The following is an 18,423-nucleotide window of genomic DNA, read 5'->3' on the forward strand; positions in this document are numbered from 1 at the left end:
GATGGGTGATGGCTTATCGCTCACCCCGCGGAAAGCGTCCGGTTGGCGCGGAAATTAATTTTACTCTCTGATTTAAAGATTTCTTTTCTATACATCAAAATCAACCCTACTCTTTAACATAGCCTTAATAAATAAAATTTTTAAAGAAGTTAAACCTTTATATAAAGAGACTATAAACTGCTAAAAAACCAACTGTTCCAAGGACGACAACCATCACATTTTGAAATAAAAAAGCGAGAGTAACAGCAATGATAGCGCCTATAAAACCAAATAATATATCGCCTTCTTGTATGTATAAAACTGCTGGAAATATTAATGCCCCTAAAACAGCAAAAGGTATATTACGTAATATACCTGAAATAACAGGTGGCAGTTCCTTGCCTTCCAAAAATGTTAAAGGAAATGCCCGAGGAATGTAAGTAACAACTGCCATGCCAAAGAGCATCCACCAATACCAACTACCCAATTTATAACCCTCCTTTTGGCAAGCTTTTTTGTTTTCTTGCATAGATGATTTCAACTAGAATAGAAGAAGCAAGCGTTGCGACTAATATAGCCCATCCAGTAGAAAGTAAGCTAGTCCAGTAAAAAAAAGCATTAATCACAGCAGAAATGAGGGCTAGCATCACTACTTTTCGGTTACCCTTCATAGACGGGACTAGTAATCCTATGAACATGGCATATAAAGCTATAGCCATCGCTGCTTTTAAAAAAGCAGGGAGGTTTGCACCAATCGCATGACCAATTGCAGTGAAGACAACCCAGCTACTATAGGCAATAATCACGACACCAAATGCAAACGGGGTGGAAATTTTCTCGCCTTTTTTAGTAGCAAGAACCGAAAAGGCTTCGTCCGTTATCCCAAATGCATAAATGCCTTTAATCCATCGTTTCTCGCTTTGCATCTTTTCATTGAGTGATGCCGTCATAAGAAAGTGACGGATATTTACTACAAAAGTATTTAATACAATTAATATAGGGTCTACCCCTTTTGTAATAAGCGTTAAGGACATATATTGGGCTGCTCCAGCATAAACAAATATGCTCATGGCGGTTGCCTCCAGAAGAGACAATCCTGAGGTTTTTGCTAATAGGCCAAAGGTGAGAGCTACGGGAAAATAACCAATAGCGATACTTATTCCATCCCGCATCCCGCTCGCGAAAGATCTATTCACAAAATATTCACATCCTTTTTACATAATGAAAAAATTATACTATAAGAATATAGTTTTATGTATACAATAAAAGGGGAAAGTATAAATATACATAGGCGGAGGAGAGAGACATGCCAGATTGGTTATCGTTTGAGACACTTACTGATTTAACAAAAGAATATCGGACACTTGGCCCGATTATCGGCATTCTTCTGCCCTTTCTGGAAGCCTTTCTGCCATTTTTACCATTAGTGGTTTTTATCGTTGCTAACGTAGCTGCTTATGGTTTATTGTTTGGATTTTTATTATCATGGGTTGGTTCCTTTGTTGGAGCTTATACCGTCTTTTTAGTTATACGTAAATATGGACGGGCCAGAGTTTTAGGTTTTATAACTAGGCATGAAAGAATACAAAAATTAATATTATGGGTAGAGAGGAATGGTTTTGGACCACTATTCCTATTGATCTGTTTCCCTTTTACTCCATCTGCTCTGGTTAATATCGTAGCAGGGTTATCAAATATAAAAAAACATACGTATTTATGGACTGTAGCCTCAGGAAAGCTCATTATGATTTTTGTCGTTAGCTTTATCGGCTCAGATCTTAAAGCACTTGTGACACAACCGGTTCGAACTGCAATTGTTATCCTAATCATTGCTATCTTATGGTTTATAGGAAAGCATGTGGAAAAAAGAATTGAAAAGAGAGTAGAAGAAGACATAAGTGGAGTCAATATAAAAAGAAAGAGAAAAAGAGGAGAGACATTTGAGTAAATTTAAGCAGGAGACAATGGAATGGGTCATTGCCATAACTATCGCTATAGCTATTGTAGTCATAGTTCGAATGTTTCTTGTAACAAATTATGAAGTTAGTGGTAAGTCGATGATGCCAACCCTTGCGGATAAGGATAGGGTTTTAATTAGTAAAATCTCACCGATCAACCGTATGGACGTCATCATTTTTAACAATGGTGAGGAAGACTTTGTAAAGCGTGTCATTGGGTTGCCGGGAGATACAATCCGGTATGAAAATGATGAGCTATTTGTGAACGAAAAACAGGTAAAGGAGCCATTTCTAGAAAGTAATCTTGCTTATAAAAATCCAGATGAACATTTTACGGAAGACTTTAATTTACTTGAACTAACTGGCAGTAAAACGGTACCGAAAGGCAAACTTTTTGTACTAGGAGATAATCGAATTGCTAGTCTAGACAGTCGGTATTTTCATTTTATAGATAAAGATGAAGTTATTGGAGAGGTTAAATTCAAATACCTTCCATTGGCAGATGCTACCTTCAATTTTACGTCCGAATAATTTCCCTCACTTGACTATGTTTTGTACAATAGAGAGTAGGAGATTATTCGTTTTTTTTTTATGGAAAGGAGCTTGTTTAGCTTGTCATTACGAATTATTAGTGGTCGGTCTGGATCCGGTAAGACAAAGTTTATGCAACAAGAAATTGTTCAATCAGTAAATGCGGCTCCATTCGGAGATCCGATTTTTTATATAGTACCTGACCAAATGTCATTTTCCAGTGAATATGACATGGCCGCTGATTCAGGGGTAACTGGAATTATTCGCGCCCAAGTGAGTACATTTAAACGGCTTGCCTGGCGTGTTCTTCAAGAAACAGGTGGGATAGCTAAAGAAGAGATTAGCGGCTTTGGCTATCGTATGCTTATTCGTAGCTTATTAGAGGACAACAAGGACGAATTTACTTTGTTTAAGCGTGCATCTACTAAGCGAGGGTTCACCGACCAAATAGAGGTGCTATTGAAGGAATTTAGTCGTTATTGCGTGGACTCCTCTTCGATGAGCAATGCCTTTAGCAGCTTAAAGGCTGTCGATGCCCCTCAAACATTATTAGATAAATCTTCGGATATTATGATGATGCTTGATTTAATCGAACAAAGGCTAGGGACAAGCTATGTAGACGGAGAAGGGTATTTAACACTACTCGCAAATAATATTAAGGACTCCTATCTTTTGGAAACCTCAGAAATTTATATTGATGGTTTCACCTCCTTTACCGCTCGAGAACTAGAAATTATCCAAGCATTGATGAAAAAGGTAAAAAGACTATCTATCGCACTGCCAATGGAGAGTCTTTCAGATGCCTTTGATGAGCAATCTCTTTTCTTCCAGCCTGCTAATACAGCTGCTAGATTAATTGAAATGGCTCAGACTGAAAACATTCAGGTAGAGGAAACGAAGCATTTTACAGATCAAAGACGATTCGTAGCAGAAGAACTTGCTCATATTGAAGCTAATTTCGACCAAATCCCAACTCCTCAAATTATGTCTAATGGAGCACTAAGGCTAACGGAGGCGATGAATAGACGCGCCGAGATTCATGCAGTTGCTAGACAAATTAGAGATTTAGCTCAATTTAAAAATGTCCGCTATAACGAAATGGCAATATTACACCGAGATACTGAAAGTTATGAAGGGCTAATAGAGACAACTTTTCCCCAATATGAAATTCCATTTTTTATAAGTAAAAAGAAATCTATGCTTCATCATCCTCTGATCGAGCTCAGCAGAACGGTTTTAGAAATTATTCAATCGGACTGGAAATATGAGCCGATGTTCCGAGCGATTAAAACGGATCTATTCTTCCCGATTGATGCACCTAAAACGATTTGGAGAGAACGAGCGGATCGTTTAGAGAATTTCGTGCTGTCCTTTGGTATATACGGGGATAGATGGTTCGATAGTCGAAGATGGGTGTACAAAAAGTATAGAGGCCTAGAATTCTATTCAAAGGTACAAACGGATGAAGAGCTTAGTATTCAGGCTGATATTCACGCGGCGAGAGATATTCTTATCCAGCCGATAAAGAATTTGGCAGATGCCCTGGAGGAATGTAATACAGGAAAAGAAATTGCTATTGCGCTCTATACCTTTATGGAATCCTTACAGGTGTACGAAAAACTGCAAAAACTTAAAGAAGTGGAGGAGGAAAGCGGACAGCTGTTGCTGGCTACAGAGCATGACCAAGCGTGGAATGAATGGGTCGATGTGCTAGATCAATTTGTTCTAATGTTTGGAGAGAAGGAAATGTCTCTCGAAGAGACTATGAAAATACTTGACGAGGGTTATGACCAGCTAGAGTTTTCTCGCATTCCTCCATCGATTGATCAGGTGATTGTTGGAAACGTGGATACTGCGCGTCTGACGAATATAAAAGCGGTTTTTGTAGTTGGAGTGAACGATGGTGTGTTTCCAAAAAGAATCGATCACGAGGGCTTGCTGTCGGATACGGAGCGTGAGTGGTTCGCCCAAGTAGGCTTTGAGCTCGCACCGACTTCTCGAATGAGATTGCTCGATGAAAATTACTTGACTTATAAAGCCTTTGCTACGCCTTCTCACTATTTGTATGTTTCCTATGCTATTGCCGATAGTGAAGGGAAGGCTCAGTTGCCTTCTATGTATATTAGTAAGCTCCAACAGCTTGTAGGAGGGGTACCACTAGAGATAGCGGTAATCGATCCTTCTGATGTAAAGGATCCTAGCTTTAGTATGACGCTAATCAGCCACCCGAGAACTACTCTTGCTTACCTGTCGATGCAGTTACGACAGGCTTTACAGTCTGGAGAGTTGTCAGATGAATGGCAGGCTGTGTATCAGTATTATATGGAGGATCCTTATTGGTCTACGCTTATTAAGCGAATTATTCGCCCAATGCTGCGTGGAAACAAAACAGACCTTCTATCCTCGGACATAACGGCTGCTTTATACGGGGAAACGATTAATTCCAGTGTTTCAAGGGTTGAAAAGTATTATAGCTGTCCGTTTGCCCACTTTGCTGGTTATGGGTTAAAGCTAGAGGAGCGTTCAGAATATCGCTTAGAGGCACCGGCTATGGGAGATCTTTTTCATGCTGCAATGAAATGGATTTCAGATGAAACCTCTCGCTTAGATTTAACGTGGGGACAGTTGACTAGAGCCCAATGCATGCAGTTTGCCAAGCAGGCAGTCGACCATATCGTACCAATTTTTGTACATCAGCTATTGTTGAGTACAAATCGTTATCGTTATATTCAAAGAAAATTAGAGCAAATCGTCGGAAATACGTTAGTGGCATTAAGCAGACATTCCAAAGTATCTGGCTTCGTACCAATTGCGATTGAGGCAGGCTTTGGTCCAGGCGAACAATTGCCACCTCTAGAGATACCATTAAAACATAGACGTAAGATGCAATTGCGTGGAAGAATCGACCGAGTGGACGCAGCGAATGTAAATGGCAATATGTTCATGCGCATCATTGATTATAAGTCCTCCAAAAAAGGTCTTGATCTCAATGAAGTGTATCACGGTATTTCCTTACAGCTGTTAACGTACTTAGACGTCGCTGTAGAAAATGCTAAAATATGGCTCCAGGAAGAAGCAGAGCCTGCTGGTGTACTTTACGTTCATATGCATAATCCGTTTATTCAAAGCGAGAAGGAATTAGAGGATGAGGAGCTACAGGATTCCATATATAAATCCTATAAAATGAATGGACTGTTGTTATCCGACCCAGAAGTGATTACAGAGATGGACGAGCAAATAGATGGGTTTTCGAAGGTTATTCCTGTCCGGATGAACAAGGACGGCAGCCTTTCCAAATCCTCCTCTAAAGTTGTAGAACCAAATCAAATGAAACTTCTTCAAACCTTTGTCCGTAAAAAGCATGAACAGGCTGGGAACGGCATGAACGCAGGAGACACGAGAGTATATCCATATGTCATGAAGGATAAGATGCCTTGCCAATTTTGCTCATATAGGAGCGTTTGTCAATTCGACCCGCAGGATCCGGAGCAAAAGGTCCGAGTGTTAAAAGTAGATAAACCAGATGTTATAGCGGACAAGATACAAAAGGAGATGAGTACAAATGAAGATTCCTAAGATGCCAGATGATTTAACTTGGACACCAGCGCAGTGGAAGGCAATCTGGGCAACTGGTTCAGATGTGCTCGTAGCTGCCGCTGCAGGTTCTGGTAAAACAGCTGTGCTCATCGATCGACTTATACAAAAGGTGATTGCAAAGGAAAATCCAATAAACGTAGATGAATTGCTAGTCGTTACATTCACAAATGCTTCGGCAGCAGAAATGCGTCATCGAATGAGAGAGGCGTTGGAAAAAGCGATTGCCTTGGACCCTAACTCCAATCATTTGAGAAAGCAGCTGACGTTGTTAAACAAAGCACAGATTTCCACCTTACACTCCTTTTGTTTAAACATTGTGCGTCAGTATTCCTATATGCTGACAATCGATCCGGGCTTTCGAATTGCAGATGACACAGAGGCAGCTCTTCTACGCGACGATGTACTAGCTGACATCCTAGAAGAAGCATACCAGACAGAAAATCCAGATGCTATGTATCTATTATCCGACAGCTTCACCTCCGATCGAGATGACCAATCGATTGAAGTGATGATCGATAAGTTATATACGTATGCTCGTGTGCATCCAGAGCCAAAGAAATGGCTACTAGCTATCCCGGAAGCTTATGAGCTAGACAGTGACATGACGATAGATGAACTGTCATTCATCGACCCGTTAAAGCTCGCGATTATTTATCAGCTGGAGGAAGCGATGGCGCTGGCAGAGGATATTCGAAAGCTTGCGAATCTTCCTGACGGCCCTGCTCCACTTGGAGAGACGGCTATAAATGATCAACAACTTATACAGGAAGCCATACGCTTACTGAAGATGGGGAGCTGGCAGGACACGTATTATTACTTCCAAGGATTAAAGTGGGGGAAAGCTGCCTCCATTCGAAAGGATTCCTGTGATGAAGAGCTGAAAAAGAAGGCTACGAGTAAGAGGAATAAGGCTAAAAAGGTAGTCAACGATCTCAAGGACAAATATTTTACGCGAACACCTGAACGACTTTTAGAAGAGATGAGATTGATGGCTCCTCACCTAAAAACATTAGTAAATCTTGCTATTTCTTATGGAGAAAGATACACTGCAGCAAAAAATGATAGAGGGCTAGTAGACTTTTCTGACCTCGAGCATTATGCCTTAGAGATACTCACTGACCATGATGAGGACGGAAATTTAGTCCCTTCCGCAATTGCAAAGGAATATCAGGAGCGATTTAAAGAAGTGCTCGTGGATGAATACCAGGATACTAATAATCTCCAAGAAACTATTCTTCAATTAGTTAAAAGCGGTGATGAATTAACTGGGAACATGTTCATGGTTGGCGATGTAAAACAATCTATTTACAGGTTCAGACTTGCTGAGCCTATGCTTTTTCTTGGAAAGTATCGCGTATTTAATGAAGAGCCATTAGATTCTGGAGTGAAAATTGATTTAAATGCAAACTTCAGAAGTCGTCAAGAAGTGCTCCACGGAACGAACTATATTTTCCAACAAATTATGGGTAAAAATGTTGGAGAAATAGATTATGATGATGCTTCTTCCCTAAAGCCTCAAGCTCCATATGATGACAAAGACACAGCGGTAGAGCTTGCGTTGTTATATGAAGTGGAGGATGGTAGTTCCGAGGTAGATGCAGATGAGGAAGATTTTTCATCTGTTGATGCCGAGGAGGAATTAAAAAAATCCCAAGCAGAGGCACGTTATATCATTTCAAAAATAAAAGAAATGATCGCGAGCGGACATACCGTCTATGATCCATGGAAAAAGAAAGAACGCCCTGTTCAATATAGCGATATGGTCATTCTTATGCGGTCCATGACCTGGTCGCAGGAAGTCAATGAACAGTTTAAAGAGGCAGGAATTCCTTTATATGCAGAGCTTTCCAAAGGTTACTTTGAAGCGATAGAAGTTCTAATCATGCTACATACCCTACGTACAATTGATAATCCTTACCAGGATATTTCACTAGCTTCTGTTCTTCGAGCACCTTTCGTTGGCTTAACTGAATCAGAGCTTGCGCTTATCCGATTAGCTGCACCGAAGGAGTCATTTTATGAAGCGTTGAAGCTATTTGTCTCTAGTGGAGGAGCAGGCTTATCCTCTGAAACGGCAGAGAAGCTCCAAAGATTTCTGCTACAATTTGAAGATTGGAGAGATCTTAGTAGAAGAGGCTCTTTGGCAGACTTAATATGGCAAATCTATTTGGACACCCATTACTATGAAATAGTAGGCTCTATGCCTAACGGAAAACAGCGCCAAGCCAACCTGCGTGTGTTACATGACCGAGCAGTTGCTTATGAAAAGACATCCTTCCGTGGATTGTTCCGTTTCTTACGTTTTATAGATCGGATGAGAAAGCGCGGAGACGATTTAGGCGCAGCTAGATCTATTAGCGAAAAAGAAAATGTTGTTCGCTTAATGACCATCCATTCCTCCAAAGGTCTGGAATTTCCTGTCGTGTTCCTCGCAGGGATGGGAAGACCATTTAACCAAATGGACTTTAACGAGTCATATTTATTTGATCAGAACTTTGGACTTGCCGTAAAGGCAATAGACCCTATCAAACGTATTTCTTTCACATCGCTTCCATTCCTAGCGGTAAAAGAAAAGAAACAAATGGAACTAAAAGCAGAGGAAATGCGAGTTCTCTATGTGGCGATGACTCGTGCCAAGGAGCACTTATTCCTAGTAGCTACTATAAAGGATTTAGCAAAAACCCTAGACAAATGGGAGGATTCTCAAACGCTTATGAGTGATGAAATGATCCCAGATTATAAAAGGGCAAAAGCGAAAGGATATTTGGATTGGATAGGTCCTGCTCTTGCTCGACACCGGGATTATAGTCAGTTATCTCAAATAAACGAGGCAAACATAGTGGAGGGTCCCTCCAAGTGGAATATAGTTGCTAAGCATATAGATGAACTTAAAGTTCACCAGGAAGAAGAGAAAAAAGAGGAAACTTCACTTCAGGAACTATTGCAGTTGGAAAATCCAGCGTTATTAGAAGATATTAAGAAAATCTTTGATACGCGCTACGAATTTGAAGCTTCTACTCATAAACGTTCTAAGCAGTCAGTGAGCGAGATGAAGCGCCTACAATTATTGTCCGAGCGCCATGATGAAGAGTTCTTTGGCCCTACTACTACTCCTGTAAAAAGCAAAGTGGCTAAGCGTCCTTTCTTTTTACAGGAAGGAACTAAATTGACAGGAGCCGAAGCAGGTACGGCTGTCCATGCGTTTATGCAGCATGTAGATTTATCTGAACGAAAGACCGCAGAACAAGTACTGGCATTTGCAGAGAGGCTAAAAGAACGAGAAATCATTACTAATGCTGAAAAAGAAGCGATTAATCCAGAAAAGATGGTCCCTTTCTTTCATTCTGAAATGGCCGAACGTTTAAGAATTGCTAAAAACGTTATGAGAGAATTTCCTTTTACCTATGCTTTAGTTGACCAAGATGGCGATAAGCAGATTGTCCAAGGGGTTGTAGACTGTTTATTCCAAGAGGAAGATGGACGGTGGGTGCTGCTAGATTATAAAACAGATAAAGTAAAGCATTTACAAAGCAACGAGGATCTTTTACTAAAAGAGATGAAAAATAGATACGCAATACAGCTTTCATTATATGAAAAGGCTATCGAAGACATATTGAAGGTCGATTTAAAAGAGAAAGTATTATATCTATTTGATATAAATAAAACTGTAATTATTTAGGGGGAAGTTTGGTGATTTTACCGACGCAAGAAAAAGAAAGAATCATTTCTATCGATGTAATGAGAGGCTTTGCTTTACTAGGAATTTTCGTAGTGAATATGCTATTTTTTCATGGTCCGTATATTTATGTGAATCCATATGACTGGTATCAAACCCCAGCTGATCAAGAAACCTATAAGTGGATTGATATTTTCGTACAAGGCAGTGTCTATCCGCTGTTTGCAATGCTATTTGGATACGGATTAGCAATGCAATTTATGAAGTCGGAGGCAAAGGGCACATCCTTTTCCCGCCTCGCAGTAAGAAGGCTATTGATACTACTAGGAATTGGGTGTATTCATGCATTTTTAATTTGGTCTGGTGACATTTTGATTACCTATGCATTAGCCGGATTGTGTTTAATCGTATTGATGAAATTAAAGCCACTTTGGTTAATAATAATCGCAGCTGTTTTGTATTTAATACCGAATGGCTTGTTAACTGGGTTGGTCTACTTCATGACAAAAATAGCCCCTGACCAGTCCGTTCTTTATACAGCAATTCAAAAGGTAGAGGAATCGGCCGTAGCCTATTCACAAGGATCGTGGTTCGATGTATTTGGACAAAGATTAGCCGATTGGCTTTACATGCAAGGATACGGTTTAAATGTTGTGCTTATTCTTTGTACAATATTACCGCTTTTAATGCTTGGATCGGCGGCTGCAAAGCTAAGACTAATCGAGCGAGCGAGTGAGCTGAAGTTATTTTGGATCATTACAATAATTATTGCGATGACAGCAGGAACAGCTATTAAGTGGTTACCGTTTAGTCAAGGTGATGATTTATTTACAATGACGGTCCAAGACACTTTTGGAGGGCCTCTTCAAGCCATTGCTTACGGTGGCTTCCTTGCATTGATTTGTACAATTCCTATAGTAGGAAAACTATTATCCCCAATTGCTAAAGCTGGAAGAATGTCTATGACCATTTATTTAATGCAATCTATTCTTGCAACTACTATTTTCTATGGTTATGGCTTTGGTTTATACGGTAAAGTCGACATAGCCACAGGTACATGGATGGCAATAGGAATATATGTAATTCAAATCATTTTTGCAGAAATATGGTTTACTAAGTTTAAACAAGGTCCTGTCGAATTATTGTGGAGAAAACTGACTTATTCGAAAATATGATCGAAAAAGATGAAATTAAACAAAGTTTGTAATAGACTATATTAATAGATTCAAATTTCTTTAGAGGAGTGTTTATAGATGAAGCTATTGTCATACCGATTAAACGATAAAATTTATTTTGGTCCAAAAGTAAAAAAAGAAGAAGCAGTCTGGGATGTACTTACTATTCAAGAAGAATTACAAGTGCTACCTAATTTTCCTGCAACTATCGTCCAAGGTGTCAGCTTCGGGATGGATTTTATTGAACAAATACGTGTTTTAATAGAAACAGCTTTAAAAGAAGAGGATCCAAATCGTTTTAAACGCTCATTTACAGAAATTGAATGGCTATCACCGATACCTCGCACACCCAAAAATGTAATGGCAATTGGTAAAAACTATGCCGATCATGCAAAGGAAATGGGTGGGGTAGCGGAGGACTTTGTTGTATTTACAAAGGCTCCGACAACAATTGCCGCAGATGAACAAACGTTATCAGTCCACTCAGAGGTTACTTCTTCGTTAGATTACGAAGGTGAGCTTGCAATCGTAATAGGAAAAGAAGGAAAGAATATTCCTTCTAAATTAGCCTATGATTATGTATTTGGTTACACAATTGCTAATGATATTACCGCAAGAGATCTTCAAAAGAAACACCAGCAGTTCTTCTTAGGTAAAAGTTTAGATTGGTCATGTCCTATGGGACCTTATGTGGTAACGAAGGATGAAATTCCAAATCCTCAGGACCTAACGATCGTTACAAAAGTTAACGATGAAATTCGTCAAAATGGTGTTACCTCCGATATGATTTATTCGGTTGAGAATATTATTTGTGAGATATCAAAAATTGTAACTTTGGAGCCCGGAGATGTTATTTTAACAGGTACGCCTGCAGGAGTAGGTAAGGGATTCAATCCTCCAAAATTCTTAAAATCAGGCGATATTGTGAAAGTTTCTATTGAAGGAATCGGAACGCTTGTAAACAAGTTTGAGTAATGGTAGTTTAAAAGTGGTATAGTAAAGATATATTAAAATTAACGTTGAGGTGAAACAATGGATTTCTTAGCAAGTACGCACTTACACATAACAACTTGGGTAGTAGCATTAATTTTGTTTTTTGTTGCTCTAGCAATGTCTAATTCAAAGGTTGTTCAGATGATTTTACGTTTAGATTATTTGCTTATCATCCTTACAGGAGTTGCTTTATTCATCAAAGGGATGGATTATGGAGAAGGCATGCTGTATGGCTTGAAGTTTATAGCTGGTATTCTTGTAATTGGTATGATGGAAATGACTTTAGTTAAAAAAGCAAAAGGTAAACCATATACGACGTTCCTTGTATTAGTATTTGTGTTCTTCTTTGTTGCTTTATTCCTTGGATTCAAGCTTCCAATGGGTATTAACTTTTTAGCATAATAATTAAAACTCTCATGTTTACATGGGAGTTTTTTTGTATTTAAATAAAAAGTTTATGCCCATTGTAATACAGGGAAGAGCGATGGTAGATTTTTGCTTCGGTAGACGCTATCCTTATCGTGAGCTAGAAGCTATTATCCATATCTTACGTGATGATTTATAGTCCCTTTAAGAAGGCTATGGTGAAAATGAAGGTTTATTTAAGATTCAACCCTCTAGAGCAATAATAAAAAAATGATAATATTGATTATAGCTATTCATTATTCCAAAAGGGAGGTTAACCCATATGATCTATCTGAAAAGCTTCAAGCTTTCACTTCATACAGTCAATAATCCAAATGCATATCCATACAATGTGTTTAGAAAAATAACTGGAGAAGTGTTAGTCTTTCATAACATTACAGTAGTGTATGGTAACAATGGTTCCGGTAAGTCCACACTATTAAATTTAATGGCAAACAAGCTTAAAATTACGGGGGCTGAGGAAACAACAAATAATAGCCATAACATATACCCGTTAGATTACATATCAGAATGTTCCTACGCGCTAGGTGAAAATAAGAGTGACGGAGAGTCAGATCAACTACCGTATAATAGTTTGTACATCAAAAGCGAAGATATTTTATATGAGATCAAGAAGATTCAGCAGGAGGCGGTTCTTAAGGAAGGTTACCTGTACCAACACTCTAGGTTGGGATATACTAAGGAACGTTTGGAAGAGTTGAAACATTCTTCACAGATGTACAAACAAATGAAGATTATGAAATTTTCTAATGAGAAGTATTCTAACGGTGAGACATCCATGCAGATATTTGATGAATATCTTGTCCCAAACGGATTATACTTGCTCGATGAACCTGAAACCTCTCTTTCTCCTACAAACCAAATTAAGTTGGCAGAAGAAATCAATAAACTCGCAAGGTTTTTTGACTGTCAATTTATTATAGCGACACATTCTCCATTTATGTTGGGAACATTAGATGCTAAGATTTATAATCTTGACGCACCCCTTTTGACAACAAATAGATGGACTGAGCTTGAAAACGTAAGATTTTTCTACGACTTTTTCAATAAACGAAAGAATGAATTTGAATAATCAGCAGAAACATCTGCAGGTTCTTCAGAACGCATATAATAGCCAACCAAACTAGTCACTTAATGGTTGAATAAATAAAGTAATATACTACTAATAACTTTTTGAAAAAATAAGTAAGAACTTCTATATAAAAAAAGCCTATAGCTCGCGAAATTTCATCTTCGCGAGCTACTTGACCATTAGAAAATTTTTTATTCCTTTATTGGCTAAAATGCTTTTATTTCGTTTCTAATAGTTGCAGGGAGGCGACGGATAGAATTAAGCCATAAGATTACCGAAAGTAGAGTGTTGTCGTTACGTTAGTCACGACAACACTCCAAAATTTCTCGTTAATGATATGGCCATAGCTATCCCAAAGCCGACCGGAAACGAATAGACAATGGCTTAAGGTTTTAATACCTCAAAATAGGAAGTAAGGATTTACTGGTTTATCATTAAAGATATAGATATTCTTCTTATTAGCTTTTCAAAAAAATAAGTAAGAATTATTCTTTAAAAAAGCGAAGAGCTCGCGAAATTGCATCTTCGCGAGTCGCTTGACCATTCGAAAAGTTATTTATTCTTTCATTAGCTAAAACGCCTTTATTCCGTTTCTAATAGTTGTAGGGAGGCGACGGATAGAATTAAGCCATAAGATTACCGAAATTAAAGTGTTGTCGTGACGGTAGTCACGACAACACTCCTAAAACTTCTCCGATAATGATATGGCCAAAGTCTATCCAAAAGCCGACCGGAAACAAATAGATTCCGACTGAAGACTTTCAATATCTAAAAGGAACTTAAAAAATTCTTCAATACAGCAGTAATGTCTTAGCAAAAGCCGACCGGAAACGATTAGAAACACTAGAAGCTATTAATATGACACAGTTTGGACGAATACTTTTTTATTTTCTACCTATTTCTTTTTAAAACATAGCGATTGAAACGTAGCTTTGTTAAAATTAACGATGATAAGTCTTGTTTTAGGGTATAAATAAACAAGACAATTTTATGTTGACCCGATGTAGAGGAGGATTACCTTGAAATTTAAAAAATGGCTTGTTTGTAGTGTACTTTTCAGCAGCCTATGGATGACAACTGCTTTTAGTGCACAAGCAGCGGATTCATCTATACAAAATGAAAGTATTTATGACTTATACGTTGACCGATATTTTAATAGCACAGTCGCAAATGACTACAATGTTAATACGAAAGATCATCTAGCCTTCGCTGGAGGAGATTTTAAAGGAATCATGGACAAAATGGATCACATACGTGATTTAGGCTTTTCAATACTCTCTATCGGTCCAGTTTTCTCAACGGAATCCTATGATGGTAAAGCAATTTTAGATTTTAATGAAATTGAAAAACATTTTGGAACAGCTGATGAATTAGAAGCTTTGATTGAGAAAACACATAATCAAAAGATGAAACTAATGATAGAATTTCCATTGAATAACTATAGTGCGCAGCATACTTGGGCTAGTGAAGAGGACAAGCAAGATTGGATCATGTCCAAAGACAGCGTACTACAACTAGATTTAGAAAATCCAGAAGTCCAAACTGAACTTAAAGACACTATTGTAGCTTTTGCTACTAAGTACAAAATTGATGGAGTGAAGCTTTCTGAAATAGAAGGCGCACCTACAGAATTTATAAACGAAATGATTACAGCCTTAAAAGAAGTAAGAAATCCAATGTATGTTATAGCATTAGAGGAAAGCGATGCGAATTTTGATGTCAACTATTCGGAACAACGTATGGTCGCACTAAGAGATGCGTTCAAAAACACGGATTACCCTTCAGATGTTATTAGTTCGGTTGAATCCAATGACTTACTCCTAATTGACAATTTAGTATCAGAACGTTTTACTTACCATAGTGCTTTGGAAAACATGTTCCCTCCAACGCGCATTCGCGCTGCTATTGGAACACTACTTACACTACCTGGAGTACCTTATATGACATATGGAACGGAAATTGCCATGAACGGTCAGGTACCAGAAGAAAGCCATCAAATCATGAATTTTCGTGTAGATGAAGAGTTAATCGAGTATATCCAAGATGTTAACTCCATTCGTAATAAATCAGATGCACTTAGATCTGGTGACATAGAAGTTCTAAAAAATGAAAATGGTTATGCAGTATATAAGCGTGAATCAGAAGAAGAAACATTTATTATAGTTGTAAATAATACTAGCGCTACCCAACGTATTGACCTTTCTAGTGAAGTTGTAGGAGAAGACAAGGAAGTTAGAGGGATTTTTGAATCCGATTTAATTAGAACCACGGATGATGGCTCATACCGCATAGTTATTGATCGTGAAATTGTGGAAGTCTTTCAAGTAACAGACCGCAAAGGTTTAAATACAGCTTATATAATCGCAATGGTAATCTCTTATTTGTTATTTATCTTATTCCTCGTAATTGTTTGGAAAAAAGGAAAGCAAAGAAGAAGAGACGATGAAAACAAAGCGAAATAATAAAAAAACTATCTCTTGAGTGCCAAGAGATAGTTTTTTTAGTTAGAAAGATAAATTGAATTGATGTCCAGCTTCATCGCCTTGCCCCTCGGGGTCAAATGGATAAAAGCTCCGGTGGCTGAGGAACTGCCTCCTCGCTTTTCTGCATTTGCCTGTCGGGGCAGTGACAGGCGCTTGCGCTTTTCTTGTTAGTGATGTTCTGTATGAAGTGGAGGTAGGATTAACCAACCTTTTTCCTTCGTTAACTGCAATAATTTTGCACCTAATTGAGCTTTTTTCATATGGAATTGGCCATACATGGTAGCTATGTCTTCTCTTGTAGAAATACCCATTGCCTTACTGCAGGCTACTAATCCTGAAGCGCCATCGATTGCTAACGCAGCTGCAATTTCAGGATCATTGAATTTTGCACCTGGTGGGATATTTTCTACTTGAGCTACAGGACGCTCAGGAGGGGCAGGTGGAAGTCCAATGCCATTTTCCTTGAGAATCCTTTCCAAATACTTGTTTTCGTCTTTCATGGCATCCACGGAATCTTCAAGAATTTTTTTTAGATCTGTATCTCCAGCGTGATTATAAAAGGTTTGGTGTGCAGCAATTAATCCTTGGTTGGTTGTTAAATTAGTCCAAATAGCAAAAACTTCACCACAATGTAATGGTTGCTCTTTTTGATTCCCAGATAAAATACCCATTTTTTCACTCCATTTCGTCATAAGTCGACATGATTTTTTCAGGTCGACCTTATTATGTGACAACATGGAGGAACTATTCTAATTCCAATAAAAAAGACAAATCTGCTGGAAGATTTGTCTTTTAATCTATTAAAAGTTTTATGCTTCTTTGTTCAAAAAGAAGACAGAGATTGCTCCGGGGCCAGTGTGGGCACCAATGGTGGAACCAATCAGATGAATTTCTACATCTGTAGGCTGCATTTTTTCTAATATCATTTCTTTTAGTTCTTGTGCTCGATCTAATACGTCTGCATGACTAATAGCAATTACTTGTCCTTCTAAATTTCCTCCGCGTTCCTCTACTAATTCTACTATACGTTTCATTACTTTTTTAGTGCCGCGAATTTTTTCAATCGGTACAAGTTTGCCCTCTTCTACATGAAGTACAGGCTTGATGTTTAACAGGCCACCGATAAATGCACTTGCTTTTGATACTCGTCCACCGCGGGCCATATAATCTAAGTCATCTACAGTGAAAAGATGTTCCATATGTGTAGCATTCCATCTAATTTTCTCTTCAATTTCCGAAAGGCTTAGTCCTTCATCTCTTAGTTTTACTGCTTCTTTTACAAGCAGTCCATATCCAAGTGAAGCACATTTTGAATCTATGATCGTTAGCTTCATATCCGGATATGTCTCTAATAATTGTTCCTTCATCATCACAGCCGTACTATAAGTACCTGATAACTCTGAGGAGAAAGCGATGTAAATACCTTCTTCTCCTGACTTAGCAAGATCCTCAAAAATACGAAGGAAATGTTCAGGAGAAGTTTGAGAAGTTTTAGGCTGCTTACCATTTCTAATCTCTGCGTATACCTCTGTTGATACAATGTCGTTTATATCTTCATATTCTTTATCGTCAATATGAACACGAAGTGGTGCCAACTCTACTTGATTTGTTTCAAAAAATAATTTTGGTAAGTCACTTGCACTGTCGGCAAATATTCTCATTTTTGTCCCCCTAAAATTTGTGAATTATATTAATTCAATTTTAATCTTTCTCTTAAGAATTCTGCAATACCATCTTCATTATTTGTTGCAGTTATTTCATTGGCTATATTTTGTAAAGGAGAAATAGCGTTCCCCATAGCAACACCCACACCAGCATATTCAATCATTTCTAAATCGTTATCCTCGTCCCCAAAAGCAATAATTCTCTCTTTTGGGATATTTAAATACTTGGATACATGGTCTAAACCTACTGCTTTATTAAGTCCGTGTCTAACAATTTCAATGACATCCCAAGGTGCTCCCCAACGGCGATGGTCAATAACTTCTGCATGAACCTCTTTAAGATGTTTTCGAACATCATCTATTGAATGTTCCTCTGCATGTATGAGCAAACTAGTTGGATCGGCTTGAAGAAATTGACGTAAGTCACCAGTCGTAATTTGTGGATTTCCTTGTACTAAAGCCGATATCATTTGTTCATCATGATAATGTAAGTATACGTCATCTAAGACTTCTGCGAGCATATTTTTTATCGAATAGCTTTGAACGGCCTCAACTACTTCTTTTACAACATTCAAGCTAATTGGTTTATGTATCATTTGCCATGAACGATTTCTAGGGTGATGTACGAATGCCCCATTGAAGTTGACAATAGGAGTAGTTAGCCCAAGTTCATGATAATACATTTCGCTTGCTCGATAGGGTCTACCCGTTGCAATCATTACTTCATGCCCTTCATCCTTAGCCTTTAATAAAATTCTTTTCGTGTTATCAGAAATAACCTTTTGGTCGGTTAATAAAGTTCCATCTAAGTCTAATACGATTAAGTGTCGTTCCATGTGCATATTCCCCCTCATCTTATTAAAGTTTAT

The 18,423-nt window shown here is 38.3% G+C and carries 14 protein-coding genes; 9 read left to right on the top strand and 5 right to left on the bottom strand.

All coding sequences use genetic code 11. The features are described 5' to 3' along the window. Positions 1–157 precede the first annotated feature (157 nt). Together Q0371_RS03945 and Q0371_RS03950 are read right to left on the bottom strand one after the other, a co-directional pair. On the bottom strand, positions 158–466 hold the full coding sequence (locus Q0371_RS03945) for an AzlD domain-containing protein (RefSeq protein WP_298468559.1): 309 nt from the start codon (positions 464–466) through the stop codon (positions 158–160). A gap of 1 nt (position 467) precedes the next feature. Next, a complete protein-coding gene (locus Q0371_RS03950; RefSeq protein WP_298468622.1) occupies positions 468–1,151 on the bottom strand; it encodes an AzlC family ABC transporter permease in 684 nt (227 codons plus the stop codon). A gap of 134 nt (positions 1,152–1,285) precedes the next feature. Here Q0371_RS03950 and Q0371_RS03955 point away from each other — a divergent pair, with 134 nt between their 5' ends. The 9 genes from Q0371_RS03955 (at position 1,286) to Q0371_RS03995 (ending at position 15,869) form a co-directional block, all read left to right on the top strand. Continuing rightward, positions 1,286–1,927 (top strand): TVP38/TMEM64 family protein, encoded by a 642-nt coding sequence (locus tag Q0371_RS03955; RefSeq protein WP_169361038.1) that lies wholly within the window; start codon positions 1,286–1,288, stop codon positions 1,925–1,927. Next, entirely contained in the window at positions 1,920–2,468 is a 549-nt protein-coding gene (lepB, locus tag Q0371_RS03960; RefSeq protein WP_298468571.1) for a signal peptidase I, read from the top strand. The genes Q0371_RS03955 and lepB overlap by 8 nt, the downstream gene beginning before the upstream one ends. Positions 2,469–2,549: 81 nt before the next feature. Continuing rightward, complete coding sequence (addB, locus tag Q0371_RS03965; RefSeq protein ID WP_298468574.1) at positions 2,550–6,044, top strand: helicase-exonuclease AddAB subunit AddB; 3,495 nt, start codon at positions 2,550–2,552, stop codon at positions 6,042–6,044. Continuing rightward, positions 6,031–9,744 (top strand): helicase-exonuclease AddAB subunit AddA, encoded by a 3,714-nt coding sequence (gene addA / locus Q0371_RS03970; RefSeq protein ID WP_298468577.1) that lies wholly within the window; start codon positions 6,031–6,033, stop codon positions 9,742–9,744. The genes addB and addA overlap by 14 nt, the downstream gene beginning before the upstream one ends. 11 nt (positions 9,745–9,755) lie before the next feature. Then, complete coding sequence (locus Q0371_RS03975) at positions 9,756–10,916, top strand: DUF418 domain-containing protein (protein WP_251556032.1); 1,161 nt, start codon at positions 9,756–9,758, stop codon at positions 10,914–10,916. A gap of 78 nt (positions 10,917–10,994) precedes the next feature. Next, positions 10,995–11,891 (top strand): fumarylacetoacetate hydrolase family protein, encoded by an 897-nt coding sequence (locus Q0371_RS03980; protein ID WP_298468581.1) that lies wholly within the window; start codon positions 10,995–10,997, stop codon positions 11,889–11,891. Between the two features lie 57 nt (positions 11,892–11,948). Beyond that, positions 11,949–12,311: a YisL family protein gene (locus Q0371_RS03985; protein WP_251556035.1), complete on the top strand. Its 363-nt coding sequence runs from the start codon at positions 11,949–11,951 to the stop codon at positions 12,309–12,311. Between the two features lie 286 nt (positions 12,312–12,597). Beyond that, positions 12,598–13,407, top strand: coding sequence for an AAA family ATPase (locus Q0371_RS03990; protein ID WP_298468586.1), 810 nt, complete (start codon positions 12,598–12,600; stop codon positions 13,405–13,407). 1,019 nt (positions 13,408–14,426) lie between these two features. Continuing rightward, positions 14,427–15,869 (top strand): alpha-amylase family glycosyl hydrolase, encoded by a 1,443-nt coding sequence (locus Q0371_RS03995; RefSeq protein WP_298468589.1) that lies wholly within the window; start codon positions 14,427–14,429, stop codon positions 15,867–15,869. Positions 15,870–16,057: 188 nt separating this feature from the next. On the opposite strand, the gene Q0371_RS04000 is transcribed toward Q0371_RS03995, so the two are convergent. The 3 genes from Q0371_RS04000 to Q0371_RS04010 all read right to left on the bottom strand — a co-directional run bounded on the left by Q0371_RS04000 (position 16,058) and on the right by Q0371_RS04010 (position 18,390). After that, positions 16,058–16,561, bottom strand: a complete 504-nt coding sequence (locus Q0371_RS04000) for a DUF3231 family protein (protein WP_169361030.1) — start codon at positions 16,559–16,561, stop codon at positions 16,058–16,060. 138 nt (positions 16,562–16,699) lie between these two features. After that, a complete protein-coding gene (locus Q0371_RS04005) occupies positions 16,700–17,551 on the bottom strand; it encodes a DegV family protein (protein ID WP_251556039.1) in 852 nt (283 codons plus the stop codon). A 29-nt stretch (positions 17,552–17,580) separates the two neighbouring features. Continuing rightward, a complete protein-coding gene (locus Q0371_RS04010) occupies positions 17,581–18,390 on the bottom strand; it encodes a Cof-type HAD-IIB family hydrolase (RefSeq protein WP_298468598.1) in 810 nt (269 codons plus the stop codon). Positions 18,391–18,423: the final 33 nt, after the last annotated feature.

It is taken from the genome of uncultured Psychrobacillus sp. (assembly GCF_938022135.1).
Lineage (GTDB): Bacteria > Bacillota > Bacilli > Bacillales_A > Planococcaceae > Psychrobacillus.

Coding starts and splice junctions, on each gene's coding strand:
- Q0371_RS03950 (WP_298468622.1), bottom strand. CDS start 1,151: ATGCGGGATGGAATAAGTATCGCTATTGGTTATTTTCCCGTAGCTCTC.
- Q0371_RS03955 (WP_169361038.1), top strand. CDS start 1,286: ATGCCAGATTGGTTATCGTTTGAGACACTTACTGATTTAACAAAAGAA.
- addA (WP_298468577.1), top strand. CDS start 6,031: ATGAAGATTCCTAAGATGCCAGATGATTTAACTTGGACACCAGCGCAG.
- Q0371_RS03980 (WP_298468581.1), top strand. CDS start 10,995: ATGAAGCTATTGTCATACCGATTAAACGATAAAATTTATTTTGGTCCA.
- Q0371_RS03985 (WP_251556035.1), top strand. CDS start 11,949: ATGGATTTCTTAGCAAGTACGCACTTACACATAACAACTTGGGTAGTA.
- Q0371_RS03990 (WP_298468586.1), top strand. CDS start 12,598: ATGATCTATCTGAAAAGCTTCAAGCTTTCACTTCATACAGTCAATAAT.
- Q0371_RS04000 (WP_169361030.1), bottom strand. CDS start 16,561: ATGGGTATTTTATCTGGGAATCAAAAAGAGCAACCATTACATTGTGGT.
- Q0371_RS04005 (WP_251556039.1), bottom strand. CDS start 17,551: ATGAGAATATTTGCCGACAGTGCAAGTGACTTACCAAAATTATTTTTT.
- Q0371_RS04010 (WP_298468598.1), bottom strand. CDS start 18,390: ATGGAACGACACTTAATCGTATTAGACTTAGATGGAACTTTATTAACC.